This is a genomic window from Methanomassiliicoccales archaeon LGM-RCC1 (genome assembly GCA_030168575.1).
Taxonomy (GTDB): Archaea; Thermoplasmatota; Thermoplasmata; order Methanomassiliicoccales; family Methanomethylophilaceae; genus Methanoprimaticola.
Map to the genome: position 1 here is coordinate 20,163 of CP115555.1, position 13,987 is coordinate 34,149.

Below are 13,987 nucleotides of genomic sequence, written 5' to 3' on the forward strand. Positions count from 1 at the left end.
GATCCCGGGCATGAGCATTAAATAGAGTCCACGTGAACTCATAGAGCAGCAAGGGTACCACAGGGGCCCGACTTGCTGTTTCCTATTTCCAATTTACCTCAGGGCCCCGCCTTCTCAAGCATTAAATAGAGTCCAGCCGGAGTATGGTCCGGCGGAGCTGCCATCACAGGGGGGTCGGTACTCCGCCACCAGCGTTAAAGCCGGCCCCTCTACATTCTCAAAGGAAGTCCAACAGGGTCGTCTGTTCTCCCATACTCGGAATCATAGATTCTGACTTAGTCCGATGTGTCGAAGTCAGGAATCATCATTGATGGGAACTGTAAGAAAAGATTTCTCAGAACATGGTTTTTTACCACTTCATGCATAATAACGCCCATGTTGCCCAACTCCGAGGACGCCACCACCGAATTCATCAGATCCGTATGCATCACGGATTAGCAGCGGACTATCCCCATAGCGATATTGAGCGACTGGAACCTCAGGCTTCGCTCAGTGGGTATAACGAGGGATGCCATATTCGTCATGGACGGTAAGATGTACAGATTCGGCCTCGGAGTCCGATGAGAGAACGAACCTCCCCGATCGTGCAGAACAGGTAAACTGTAAGAACGAGAGAGAGCTTACGCTAGGATATCCGCTGAAGAATCGTTGCCGTATGCTGAGTTCTGTCTTCTTATGAAGTATTCGTCCGGTTCGGCGAACGGGCCGTCGACCACTATATCCGCGTTCTGCGGCATGAATTCCAGAGTTGACACTGCGAATGGTACGATGGACGCAAAGTCCGATAGGCTGAGGTCGGCTTCCTTGAGCTTGTCCTTGTATCTCAGGTATGCAGTGATCGCGACATCGTAATCGTGGGCGAAGCATACGACGGGATTATCCTGGATGTACCTGACGTAATTGCCGACAGGATCGTTGAATCCCTCGTATGTCCTGAGGATCTGACCGCATTCGGTGCAGACCCTCATCTTGTATTGCCTGTGGTATCCGAGGAGCCTCATCCTGTTCCTTGCGATTCCTCCCCACTGTCTGATGCGTATCTTCCTGACGAGACGGTCCATGGTCCAATCTTCCCAGTCGATCTTGGAGAGGTCCCCTGCCCTGCGGCCTTTGCCATAGTATTCGTCGTCGTAGTCCTGCTCGGAGTACTTCGCTTTGGGGGATTTTATTCCGGGAATGAGAAAATCGAGGATGTCCAGGTCCCAATCCACAGTGTCCGGGTCGACCTCGGTGATGCCGAGGCCCATGTGCGTGTACAGATAAGCGGCGGTCTGGGAGATGGAACGGATCCTCTGATGGGGATGGACCTTCTTGATGATCCATCCCGGATTCTCCCTCCTGAACCTGTCGGTATCGAGATGGCCGTAGCAGATGTTATGGAAATGAGGGGAGAACACCCATCTGTCCTTCATCCTCCACGGGTGGAAGATGGTGAAACCGGAAAGGGCGCCGATGTCCTTCAGAGCGGCTTCGATATACTGGACGAGCTGCTGATATTCATCGGTGGTCTGCATGAGAACCTTGACCAGCTCCTGGGGCGGCGATATCACCCAATGGCCGACGTCACCGACGTCGATGCCTTTCTTTTTGCAAAGGGCCTTGAAGGCGAGGAGCTTCTTCTCCTGTTGCTTGCCGTTCCTGAGGGCGGTGTCGTTCATGCATTCCGGACAGTGGAGGGACCAGCAGTGGATCCTCTTGCCCTTGATATAATGCTCCGGATGCCCGGGGCACTGACTGTAGACGAGCTCTCCTGTCTTGGTGCGGATGAAACCGCAATGCTTCTCCTTCGGACGGTTCGCGTCGTGTCCGGGCATGCACCAATGGATGTACTCATGATACTCGGGTCTGAAGAAGTGGACGTTGCCTTTGGAGTCGTAGAACGACCTCTTTCCCTCCTGAACCTGATTGTAGACCTCCTGTAACGGCTTGCCTATGTCGATCGCAAGTTTAAGGTACTCTATGGCAGGTCCGTTCCGGACCAGCTTCTCTGCTTGTTGGGTAAAAGGTTTGGAGGGCTTTCGCCCCGAAGATGTTTGAAGGACTTCGGCAGTGAAGGATGAAGATAACGCGAAATGCATCCCGAGGGATACAACTAGGATATCAAACAAGTGTTACAGCGGTTTGGGAATCAAAACCCGAAAAAACTGAAAAATTGAGCAATCTATAGATGATGCTGGCCATCCGGGGGGTGAATCCTGGCGGCTGCACTCATCTTTCTTCTTCCAGATGTGTTTTTGAGTGCGACCGCACGGATTGCCACTTTCCCGGACCGGATTAGTCCAATTACGACTGTTCTCCGACGGTACCCTCATCCGTCGCGGGGAGAGGAGCCATCCTCATCCAGCCTGCCAACCCTCAGCTTTTCGTAGGGCATCTGGATACCGGCTTCGGCCAGAGCGATGTAGAGCTCCTTCTTCATATCCGAGAGGATGTTGTCCGCATAGGAGAAATCCACGACAGTGGCTTCCAGGCTCATCTCCAATCCGGTGTTCTTGAACTCCATGAGCTTTACCTCCGGCTTGCCATATTTCCCATCGTGGACGAGATATTTGCTCTTGTTCGCCATATCGATTACGACCTTCTCGACCTGGTCCATATCGTCCCCGTAAGGGATCTGGAATAGGATCTTCATCGTGAACGTCCTGTCGTTCTTGCTCATATTGACGATGGTCTGGGAGGCAAGGACGTTGTTGGGGAACGATATTATGCGGTCGTTGTACGTGTTGGTTAACTCGGTGTTCATGAGCCTGATGCGCACAACCTTGTAGGTCTCGTTGTTAATCATCAGATAATCGCCCTCCCTGAAAGGCCTGGTGAGCAGAAGGGAGATACCGTTAAACAGCTGCGAGAGGACGTTCTGGGCACCCAATGTAATCCCCAGAGTGATTATTCCGGCGCTCATCAGTATGGCGGTGAGGTCGAATCCGAACACATGCAGTATGGCACTGATCGACCCGACCCACAGAACCATCTTGCCCAGCATCGTAAATATCGGAAGGAAAGACAAGTCGAGTGGAGAGTCCTGGACCTTGCCTAGTCTGGTCAGCGACGTCTTCACTATGAGGACGTAGATCTTCCATCCGACCATGGCCAACAGCATGATGAAAACCGCTGTGGCTATCTTCTCCAGGTCCACTATGAGGTTCAGATCCGTGCTGACGATCTCGAGTGCGTTCCCCAGATACAGCAAGACCGCGATTATCGGGGCTGCCAATGAGAGGACTCCGCTGTATCTCTTCTTGTCCTCATCGATATACCTGGCGAATAACGGAATCAGTATCCTGCCTATGAACAATCCAAGCAGGAATACAGTAAGAATGGATACAAGGAACGGTATGACAGGGGTGCTGAAAGGATCCTGGAGGGTGTTGGGTATCACACCGAAGAACTTGTTGTAACTTCCCGAAGTGTCCAATTTGGAATTGACGTCTATCGCGAATGTGACCGGCGAGATCGTGAACGTAGAATCCTCCACATCCGCGATGCTGACGGTGAGGAAGAACATTCCTCCCTTCAACGAAGGGATCACTTCGTCGACGTGTATCGTAACCGTGACCTTGACGAAATCACCGTTCTTCGGATCGCCGGCGGGCATCAGGGTTATGGGTTCCAAAGGATCCCAAGTCAGATAGGTGACGTTGCTCTCACCTGAGAAAGCAACATCGAGGACATGTTCTGAATTGTTTGTTATGTAGACAGAGTAGGTAGTGGACTCCCCGTTTCCCACTATCCTGGGTATGAGATTCGTGACCTGATGGAAAGGAACGGAGATCGTGTAGTCCTCCGTTGAGATGGCATCCGAATCCTCACTCACGAGAAACGGTGCGAAACAGCTTGCGGCCACGATCAGAGCGAATGTCAGGGCGGCCATCCTTTGTCTCATGTGGGTGAATAGTCGGGAGTATAGAAAAACATAAGGGAGCACCTCCTCCTCAGAAATGTCCAGCTGCAAACTATTTTCGAAATACGTGGAATCCGTGGCCATTCGTCCGTAAGATGACCGGGTCACTGTGGGCCGATAATTCTCAATGTTTTTTGAGAAGGGGAGGTGGGGTGAACCGCCCTGGCAAGACTGGCTGGTTACCTCCGATCCTCCCTCCCTTGGATGATTGAATTGTTTCAGGGTCTCCTCGATACAAGGACAGCACACTTGGAATGCCTCACAAGTGCCTCGGACACGCTTCCCATGAACACCTTCGAAAGTCCGGTAGCTCCCAGAGAACCGCAGACGATGAGGTCATACTGATCGGAGATCTTCACAATCTCGTTCGCGGGGGTGCCACCGACCGTAATCATCTTGACTTCAACTCCTGCCTTCTCACTCAGGTATTTGACCTCTTTGAATGCCTCGTTCGCCGATTTCTGGGCTATGTCCGCCCTCTCCGATGCGGAGACGTCTCCTCCGAACGCATTGGTCTTGAGATCCGCTCCTGCCATTACATGGATGGCTGTGAGCTTGGCTCCCATGGACTTCGCTATGCATACTGCGTCCTTTACCGCGATGCTGTTGTTCTCACTTCCATCTACTGCCAGCAAGATATTCTTGTACACCTGGATCACCAGATTCAAACTCGGTTTGTAAGTATTTAAAAGAGCATCATAGAAGAACCTAAACTTTATCTACGATTATCCTGAACACAATTTAGTTGGATTATTTTGGTAAATCTTTCTTACCAAATAGGGTGAAAAACGAATTCTTTAATTACTACCAGCTAACAACAGGATGTTCGACCGCTCTGGTGAAATCAGACATTTTGTCATCTACTACTGGAAAATCAGTCGAACAATCTTTTTATCCCCTGTTGGATGATATTACCACCCGATGCCCTCGGACGAACCTGTCGATTCTTACAAGTCCAAAACATTCAGGATCGCCTATCTTTCGATCCATTCCACGGCACCGAAGATGCTGGAAGAATCCTGTCTGAAACTGAAGAAGGAACTCGGGATAGAGGTCTCCTTCAAAGGTTATACGAAAGAGGATTGTGAGGACGACCCCCTGATCTACGAGGACCTCTGCAGGAATACCTTGCACTGCGACTTGGTGCACATACGCTGCATGGGGGATCCGTGGAAATTCAGCAGATTCGACCGCTACTCCGAAGTACTCAGAAAATCCAAAGCGTTCATAGCGCCGGTCACCGGGAACATCGAAGTGGATATGCTCACAGAGGACCTTTACACAGGCACCATGGAGGAGCTCAAGGACCTGGAGACATACATCGTATACAAGTGTCCAGAGAACGACTTCCGCTTCCTTTGGTGGGCGGCAAGACACCTTGGCTTTACCGACAGGGAACCCCCGGGACCTGAACCCCATCCCGACCACGAGATATACCACCACAGATATCCCGGGAAGATTGACACCATGGAATACCTGTCCGAGCTGGACAGATCCAAGATCACCGTCGGGATGGTGTTCGCCGACAGTCAGAAGGTCTATGACAACACCAAGTACATCGATATGCTGACCGACATGCTGGAGGAACGCGGGATGCAGACAATCCCCGTATCGAGCTCTTTCGCATGCACAAGGAGACCCGGCGGTACGGAGAGCATCTTTCGCACATACTTCATGGATGAGAACGGCCCGATTGTGGACGTCATAATCTCGCTGACCGCATACTCCAATATCAACAGGGCCGACGGGGTCATCCCCAACATAGACGAGGAGAGCTGCCTGCGCAGGCTGTTGGACGTGCCCGTCATATTCGGCATGGCCTACCACAACTCCTTCCTGGACTTCGAGATGGAGAAGACCGGCATGAGGAAATCAGATTTCGGAGCCAACGTGATATATCCGGAACTGGACGGTAATATTCTCGGACCGCCCGTATCTTTCACATCTAAGGAGAAGCCGAAGATCAACCAGCCCATCCCCGAGAGGATGGATCATCTCTGCCGTCTCACCGAGGCTTGGGGGAAACTGAGGAGGAAACCGGTAACCGAGAGGAAGGTCGCAATTATGATGTGGCAGTCCCGCCCCAATTCGGGCATGATCGGCTCTGCCGCCAGCCTGGACACCGTGGAGAGCGTCTCTGACATACTGAAGAGGATGAGGGACCTCGGATACAGGGTAGATAGCTGTCCGTCCCAGGGGAGGGAGTTAATCGACGAGATCCTGGACAACATCACCAACGATCTCGACAACCAATCTTTGGAAACTGTGAGGAAGAAGGCCGTCGACCTTGTGTCAAGGGAAGACTATATCAGGGATTACGACCAGATTCCAAAATGGGACAGGATGATGACCGAGAGGTCCTGGGGGGAACCCGTCGGAGAGCTCATGACCGACAGAGGGAAGATAATCATCCCAGGCCTGATGAAGGGCAACGTTTTCGTCTGCTACCAGCCGATGAGGGGCTGGGCTGAGAACATGGAGCAGAACATCCACGACCCCATGCTGTTCACCCAGCACCAGTACAATGCCTACTACTGGTGGATCAAGAACGTGTTCAAGGCGGACATGATATTCCACATGGGCACCCACGGGACCCTGGAATGGCTCCCCGGACTGAACGTGGGCCTTTCCGAGAAATGCAATCCGGATTATGTGCTCGATGCGGTCCCCAACGTCTATCCGTACATCGTAAACGACCCGGGAGAGGGTGTGCAGGCCAAGAGGAGGGCGGAATCGGTGCTGATCGGGCATATGCCCCCAACCATGGCCCGTGCCGATTCACATGGGGAGCTGATGGAGATAGAGGTCCAGCTCCAGGATTACTTCAAGTACCGTGGCAGCGCATCCGATGTGATGAAGACAGAGCTGGTGAGGCAGATCTACGAAGCGGTGAAAACCAACAATCTGCTGAAAGACCTCGGTCTGGATGGGGATGACGATCCGGGACCGGAAGGATTCGCCGACCACATCATCGATCTACATCAGTACCTGGAGGATGTCCAGGAGACGCTGGTCAGGGCCGACCTGCACATCATTGGCAGAGAACCCAAAGGGGACCACTTCGACGAGATGGTCTATTCGCTTTCAAGATTGGACAACGGCGATATCAGATCCCTGAGGGATGCATTCTCGGAGAATCAGGGCGTGGACCTCCAGGCGGCCATAGACGATCCGTCCGGAGAACAGACTGACGGCGAGCTGAATGCAGTCACGGTGAGCAGGATCGACGGAGAGGAAAGGGAATTCATCCAGAAGCTCAGGACTGAATTCAATTATGATACGGAGAAGGCCAAATCATACCTTCTGGACAGATACGGGAAGGTCTCCGAAGACCTCTCCGAATCCGTAAGGTATGTCTGCGAGAGGATCGTGCCCAACATCCGCAGGATGAGCTACGAGCTCGACCACATGATGGATGCGGTGGACGGCAGGTTCGTCATCCCCGGACCGTCGGGAGCACCGACGCGCGGAAGCGCTGACATCCTCCCCATGGGAAGGAACTTCTACAGCCTTGATCCGGAGAAGGTCCCCACCAAGACCTCATGGGAGATCGGGAAGAGAATGGCCGACCAGATGATCGAGCGCTTCGTTTCCGACAAGGGGACCTATCCGAGGGAGGTCGGGATAGTCATCTGGGCGACGGACATGATGAAGACCGGCGGAGACGATGCCGCATACATCCTCTGGCTCCTGGGAGTGAAACCCGTATGGTCGAAAATGGGCGGGCAGGTCGTGGACCTGGAGGTCATACCGGTCAAGGAACTCGGCAGGCCCCGTGTCGATGTAACCCTGAACATAACTGGACTGTTCAGGGACACGTTCCCGGCGACGATAGATCTTCTAGACGATGCGGTGAAGATGGTGGCGGCACTGGACGAATCCGATGAGGAGAACGCCCTTGCGGCCAACCTGAGGAAGGATATCGTGGAGGATGTCCTGAACGGCATGTCCCCCGATGAGGCTCGCGCCAGGAACTCCGTGAGGATATTCGGAGAAGCACTGGGGACCTACGGGACCGGTGTAGGCAGACTGATCGAGACCGGCAAATGGGATGAGACGAAGGACCTAGCCGACATGTATGCCGCACTGTGCAGCTACGGCTACTCCAAAGGCGAATACGGCAAACCCATGAAGAACGAGTTCATGAGACGTTTCGGAAAGGTCGAGGCTACGATCAAGAACGCTCCGACCAGGGAGATCGACATCCTGGACATCGACGACGTCTACCAGTACCTCGGAGGGATGAACTCCTTCGTAAGGACCTACGGAAGACAGGATGCCCTGACATATATGGGAGACAATTCCGACCCGAAGAAGACCAGGATCCGCAGCACCCAGGAGGAGCTGCGTTTCCTCTTTAGATCAAAGGTCACCAATCCCAAGTTCAACAATGGCCTGATGGAACACGGATACCGCGGTGCATCCGAGATGGCCAAGATCACCGAGTATACCATGGCCTGGGGGGCGACCTCGGGCATTACCGAGGACTGGATGTACGAATCCCTTGTGGACACTTACCTGAGGGACAGGAACGTCCACGACTGGATGGACGATGTGAATCCGTATGCGGTGATGAACATCCTGAACACCCTTATGGAAGCCATCAACAGAGGTCTTTGGGATGCCACTCAGGAATACCGGGATCTCCTCGAGGAGATGTACATCGATGCCGAGGAGAGGATCGAGGAACTCACCGACAAATGACGTCGGTCACATATACCCCTAATTGAATTACCAGGCATGGCAGGTCACATTCACAACCTCGTCTCCATGACAGGTCCGTCGACGGCTATCCAAGAGATACTGTACGGATTCATCATGGCGCTGATATTCGTGAATGCCGCCAGCTTCGGTTTCCTTACATTCTCGGGTCCGGTCGAGTTCGTGCTGGTGATCTTGGGCATGAATGCCACCTGGGGAATCATCGATGCAATCATCTTCTATTACATGGCGGAGTTCGACCAACGCGGTTACAAGAAGATAATATCGGGCGATACCGAACTCAGCAGGGATCAGAGACGGGAGATGCTTGTGAGCGAGTTCAGCGGTACACCCCTGGATGTCCTTCCCGACGATGAGAAGGAAAGAATTTGCGAAGGACTGCTCGACAGGAAGCTGGAATCCGATGAGGAGTTCCGCGAGAGCAAGAAGGAGTACCTGATGAGCTCCATCGGATGCGTCATATTCAGTTTGTTGACGGTCATCCCCTTCGCCGTGACGATACTCCTGATAGAGGATTTCCAACAGGCTCTTCTGGCATCCAAGATACTCGCATCGGCGATCCTGTTCTTCGTCGGTTATGAGCTTGGCCCTCGCATCGGTGTCAACAGGTACGTGACCGGCGTGTTCCTGATGGGCATGTCCCTCATAATCGCCATAATCTCCACATTCACTGGCGGATGATTCAATCATCGTTCTCGAACTGGGAGTGATACAGGTCTGCGTACACCCCGCCCCTGCTCAGCAGCTCATAGTGCGTTCCCTTCTCGGCGATGTTTCCGTCCTTCATGACCAGGATGATGTCCGCGTTGCGTACGGTGGACAGCCTGTGGGCTATGACGAAGCATGTCCTCCCGTGCATCATCGAATCGATGGCATTCTGGATGACGACCTCGGTACGGGTGTCGACCGAACTGGTCGCCTCGTCGAGTATCAGCATCGGGGAACGGTCCACAAGGGCGCGGGCGATGCATATCTGCTGTCTCTGACCTTCCGACAGCGAGCTCTTAGAACCTATCCTGGTCTCCAATCCGTCGGGAAGGGTACAGATGAACTGATCCAAACCAACCTTCCTACACGCCTCCATGACATCGTCCTCGGTCGCTTCCGAGCAGTAGGCAATGTTTTCCCTTATCGTGCCCTCGAACAGCCAAGTGTCCTGAAGGACCATGCAGAACAGATCGTGCACATCACTGCGTGTCATATCCTTAACGGACACACCGTCAACCAGGATGTCCCCGCTGCTGGGCTCGTAGAACCTCATCAGGAGGTTGACGGTCGTGGTCTTCCCCGCGCCGGTGGCACCGACTATGGCTACCTTCTGGCCAGGCTCTATGACAGCAGAGAACCCCTTGATCGTATCCACGCCGTCGAAGTAACCGAAATGAACATCCCTGAACTCCACTTTGCCCCTGATCTCCTTGGGCACTGTTCCCGCCGTGTCGGCAGCCATCTCTTCCGAGTTCAGGAACTCCTCTATCCTCTCCGCACCTGCTCCGGCGGCCTGCATGTTGCCTAGGGAATGAGCTATCATGTCCAGGGGACCCATGAACATCTTGACGTACAGTATGAATGCGACGACCACGCCTATGGTGATCTCCCCCTCGATGACCATGACCGAACCGACTATGCACACGGCCACATAGCCCAGATTACCGAAGAACTGCATTATGGCGGGAAGCAGACCCATGGTGACCTCGGAACGGAAACCGCTGGCCCTCAGAGATTCGTTAATGCCATCGAAGGTTTCCTTGTTCTTCTCCGAAGCCGAATAAGCCAGCACCATATCGTGGGTGCTGTACAGCTCGGAGATCAATCCGTACATCTTGCCGATGTTCTTCTGCTGGTTGCGGTAGTACTTCTGAGTGTACTTGACTATGAGGGCGCTGACGATCATGCCCCCGGAGGCTGCGATGATGGAGACGAAAGCGAGCTTCAGGTCGGTGACCAGCATCATGAACAGACACACGAAGAACAGGATTATCCCGTGTGCGAAGATGGGGAGACTCCTGGCCAATGCGGAACCGACGGTGTCGGCATCGTTGGTGAATCTGCTCATCACATCGCCCTTCCTGCAGTTATCATAGAAGCGCAGCGGAAGGCGTTCCATCTTTCTCTCCAGATCCGACCTCATGTTCTTTGCCACGGTCTGCGCTATACCGGCCATCCAATACTGGCGGGCATACATGGCCAGAGAGCCGGAGAGGTAAAGGAGCAACGCGATAAGACCATTGACGGAAACGCTGTCCAGATCTATCGAACCGGTGTACAGGCCGTCTGATATCAGGTCGGTTATGTTCCCGACGAATTCAGGAGCTATGGCGGTGAGGGCCGACTCCAGGAACACCATGAACATGGCCAGGAAGAACAGCCCTCTGGCCTCGTAGACGTACCCGAGGATCATCCTCCAGGCATTCCTCATCGATTTGGGCGTATCCTTACGGACGCCCCCCTTCTCCGAGTACCCTCCTGTGAGCAACGGGACGCGTCCGCTCATAACTCATCACCTGTTCTCTGGGATTCAGCGATCTCCCTGTAGAGGGCGCAGCCGTCAAGCAGCTCCTCGTGGGTACCCTGACCTACGATCCGTCCCTTATCCAGGACGATGATCCTATCCGCACCACGGGCAGTGCCGATCCTCTGTGTAACAAGGACCACCGTGGAACCTTCGGTACGTCTCTTGAGCCTGCGCCTCACCTCCAGATCGGTACGGAAATCTATGGCTGAGAAACAGTCGTCGAAGACGTAGATCTCCGGACCTTTGCAAATGGCCCTCGCGATAGCGACCCTCTGCTTCTGTCCTCCTGAGATGTTCCTTCCCTCCTCGGACAGGTTAATGCCCAATCCTCCCGAGTCCTCGATGAAATCCTTAATACAGGCGGTTTCCAGAGCTGACCATATGTCATCATCCGTGCGGTTCTCGGATCCCTTGCCATAATTGACATTGTCCCTTACGGATCCGGACAGGATGGTGGGCCTCTGAGAGACGTACCCTATCTTGGAACGCAGTGAATCCAGATCGTACTCCTTCACATCGATTCCGTCGACTAGGACCTTTCCTTCATTGCAATCGTAGAATCTCGGTATGAGGTTCATAAGCGATGTCTTGCCGCATCCCGTTGCACCGATCACCGCCACCGTCTCACCGGGATTCACATCGAAACTGATTCCGCTGAGGACATCCGCTGATGACCCCATGTAACGGAAGCTCACATCCCTGAAGGAAATGGATCCTTTCCTATCGCCATCGGTCACCGTACCTCCGACGATCGTCAGATCGGTATCCAAGACCTCGAAGATACGGTCGAGGGATGCCTGGGCCCTCGGGAACACATTGAATATCTGCACCATTGTACGGAACCCGTTCAGGGCCAGTATGGCATATGTCGAGAACACGATCATCTCCGAGAACAGCTCAAGGCGGAGGGGCTCCGAGGATGTCCCGGCTATTATGAATGCTCCCAACCAGTAGATGGTCATGGCCAGGCCGTTCCTTATGAAACCGTTCATGGGCACGTTGAAACCCATGATCCTAGCTGCACGGATGTGGTTCTGTGTCAGAGCATCGTTGGCAGCTTCGAACTTGTCCCTCTCGAGATCGTCCGCATTGTACGCCCTGATGACCCTCTGTCCGGTCAGCATCTCCATGGTCACGGCATTGATCCCGTCGTTCAGTTTCTGCACCTTCCTGTACAGAGGTGCTGTGAGGCGGAGTATGGTGATGACCAGCAGGATCATCGCGAATATGGATATCACCGTGGCCACGGTCCAGGTCATATCGCTCTGACTTATCCTGAGGATCGCCCATATGGAGATGATCGGCGCCCTGATGAGCGATTCCAATGCGACTCCGATGAAATCCTGTACCTGCTTGACATCATTGGTGGAACGTGTGATCAGACTGTAAGTGGAGATCCTGTCGATCTCCGACAGGGAGAACTTCTGGACGTGATCGAACTCGGCCTGACGGATGGTCTTAGCGGTCGATGATGATATCCATCCCACGGTACTGCTGACAAGCAACCCGATGATCAACGTGGCAACGGCACAACCTACCATGGCGAACGACTTCTCAAGGACCTCCTCCGACGTCCCGTGAGATGTGATGACATCCGTGATGGCCGCCATGTAGTTTGGTATCTCCAATTCGAACCATACCTGCAGGACTATCATCAGGACCACTAGAACAGAAAGGGCCCATTCCGTCCTGCGGAAGAATCTGACGAAGGAGAATATACCGCTCAAACTACCGTCAACAACCTAAGACCTCCATGATGTTAAATCCTCCTCCGTTCGACAAAAGAGACCCTTATCGGTAAATACGGATAAACCCATCCGAACCTTATGACAGATGTCAAGTCCGAGGAGTTCAGGAGGTTCATCCTGGAGAACAGGGAGATAATAGAGAGGATTCTGAAGGATGATCTGAAGGAGTCCAAGCAGAAGACCGAGGAGTTCGTCGATGAGAACCTCGACCGCGCTAAGGCAAAAGCCATGGACATCAGCGACGGCATCTTCAAGATCGTCGGGGACGACGATGTCCAAAAGCATTTCATCACCGGATGTCTGGAATTCCTTCATTTCTTCGAAGCAGTAATCAACGCGGCACCGCTATCGCCCGAGGCGAGGGAATTCGTAGATAAAGTGGAGGAGACCCGCGACAAGACCGTGCGCAACGTGGTCAAAACCGGTGCGGACGACCTCGTTCAGAACATCCCCGTCAAGGAAGTCAAGCCCAGGAAGGCCCCCGCCAAGAAGGCGAAGCCCAAGGCTGAGAGCATCAAGATAAACGACGTCAAGAAGAAGGCATAATCACTTCTTCTTGTGGATCTCCAGGTTCTCTTCGAGTTCCTGGAGGTCGTACGTCTTACACAGTCCGTAGACCAGCTCTATCATGTCTTCTTTGTTGCTTATCAGGCCGTCCCTCATCATGTAAGGCGAGACTTCCTTATCGAAGGCTCCCCAATATGTGGCCACGACACAGTGCTGGGCAAACATCCCCATGATAAGAGCCGCATCACAATCGTTCTTCAGAATGACGTCGGAGAGGTTGGTGTTATTGAATGAGTTCATGTGATACTTCCTCACGACAAAATCCGAATCCTTGATCTCGAAACCGTCCAGGAGCTGCATGGCATCATCGGTGATACCTTCCATACAGGTAGGACCCTCGTATAGGATCCAGATCACAGGCCTGCCGGCCTCCCTGAACATATCGATGACTTTCTTCATGGTCTCGGTATGGAGTTTGGCTGATTCCAGAGTGGAATCGTCCGCCCCGATGATGAACTTCTTCTGGACATCAACGATGACCAGTGCCAATTTCCTGTCCTTCTTATCTACAGGCTTCATCGATTCCGACATGTC

9 protein-coding genes are annotated in these 13,987 nt (G+C 53.3%); 3 read left to right on the forward strand and 6 right to left on the reverse strand.

Annotation, left to right across the window (positions count from 1 at the left end):
- Positions 1–620 precede the first annotated feature (620 nt).
- The 3 genes from PED39_00105 to PED39_00115 form a co-directional block, all read right to left on the reverse strand.
- Positions 621–2,078 carry a hypothetical protein gene (locus PED39_00105; GenBank protein WII07634.1) on the reverse strand — a complete coding sequence of 486 codons (1,458 nt, stop codon included), beginning with the start codon at positions 2,076–2,078 and terminating at the stop codon, positions 621–623.
- A gap of 230 nt (positions 2,079–2,308) precedes the next feature.
- Positions 2,309–3,883: a mechanosensitive ion channel family protein gene (locus PED39_00110; protein WII07635.1), complete on the reverse strand. Its 1,575-nt coding sequence runs from the start codon at positions 3,881–3,883 to the stop codon at positions 2,309–2,311.
- 236 nt (positions 3,884–4,119) lie between these two features.
- Positions 4,120–4,551, reverse strand: coding sequence for a universal stress protein (locus PED39_00115; protein WII07636.1), 432 nt, complete (start codon positions 4,549–4,551; stop codon positions 4,120–4,122).
- A gap of 271 nt (positions 4,552–4,822) precedes the next feature.
- Here PED39_00115 and cobN point away from each other — a divergent pair, with 271 nt between their 5' ends.
- Positions 4,823–8,605 (forward strand): cobaltochelatase subunit CobN, encoded by a 3,783-nt coding sequence (cobN, locus tag PED39_00120; GenBank protein WII07637.1) that lies wholly within the window; start codon positions 4,823–4,825, stop codon positions 8,603–8,605.
- Between the two features lie 36 nt (positions 8,606–8,641).
- Entirely contained in the window at positions 8,642–9,304 is a 663-nt protein-coding gene (locus PED39_00125; GenBank protein WII07638.1) for a hypothetical protein, read from the forward strand.
- A gap of 1 nt (position 9,305) precedes the next feature.
- On the opposite strand, the gene PED39_00130 is transcribed toward PED39_00125, so the two are convergent.
- Entirely contained in the window at positions 9,306–11,117 is a 1,812-nt protein-coding gene (locus PED39_00130) for an ABC transporter ATP-binding protein (GenBank protein WII07639.1), read from the reverse strand.
- Complete coding sequence (locus PED39_00135; GenBank protein ID WII07640.1) at positions 11,114–12,865, reverse strand: ABC transporter ATP-binding protein; 1,752 nt, start codon at positions 12,863–12,865, stop codon at positions 11,114–11,116. The genes PED39_00130 and PED39_00135 overlap by 4 nt, the downstream gene beginning before the upstream one ends.
- Positions 12,866–12,964: 99 nt before the next feature.
- Here PED39_00135 and PED39_00140 point away from each other — a divergent pair, with 99 nt between their 5' ends.
- Positions 12,965–13,432, forward strand: a complete 468-nt coding sequence (locus tag PED39_00140; protein WII07641.1) for a hypothetical protein — start codon at positions 12,965–12,967, stop codon at positions 13,430–13,432.
- On the opposite strand, the gene PED39_00145 is transcribed toward PED39_00140, so the two are convergent.
- Positions 13,433–13,984, reverse strand: a complete 552-nt coding sequence (locus PED39_00145) for a cysteine hydrolase (protein WII07642.1) — start codon at positions 13,982–13,984, stop codon at positions 13,433–13,435.
- Positions 13,985–13,987: the final 3 nt, after the last annotated feature.

Excerpts from the sequence above, each read along its gene's own strand:
- PED39_00110 (WII07635.1), bottom strand. The coding sequence starts at position 3,883 with ATGAGACAAAGGATGGCCGCCCTGACATTCGCTCTGATCGTGGCCGCA.
- PED39_00145 (WII07642.1), bottom strand. The coding sequence starts at position 13,984 with ATGTCGGAATCGATGAAGCCTGTAGATAAGAAGGACAGGAAATTGGCA.
- PED39_00125 (WII07638.1), top strand. The coding sequence starts at position 8,642 with ATGGCAGGTCACATTCACAACCTCGTCTCCATGACAGGTCCGTCGACG.
- PED39_00130 (WII07639.1), bottom strand. The coding sequence starts at position 11,117 with ATGAGCGGACGCGTCCCGTTGCTCACAGGAGGGTACTCGGAGAAGGGG.
- cobN (WII07637.1), top strand. The coding sequence starts at position 4,823 with ATGCCCTCGGACGAACCTGTCGATTCTTACAAGTCCAAAACATTCAGG.
- PED39_00140 (WII07641.1), top strand. The coding sequence starts at position 12,965 with ATGACAGATGTCAAGTCCGAGGAGTTCAGGAGGTTCATCCTGGAGAAC.
- PED39_00105 (WII07634.1), bottom strand. The coding sequence starts at position 2,078 with ATGCATTTCGCGTTATCTTCATCCTTCACTGCCGAAGTCCTTCAAACA.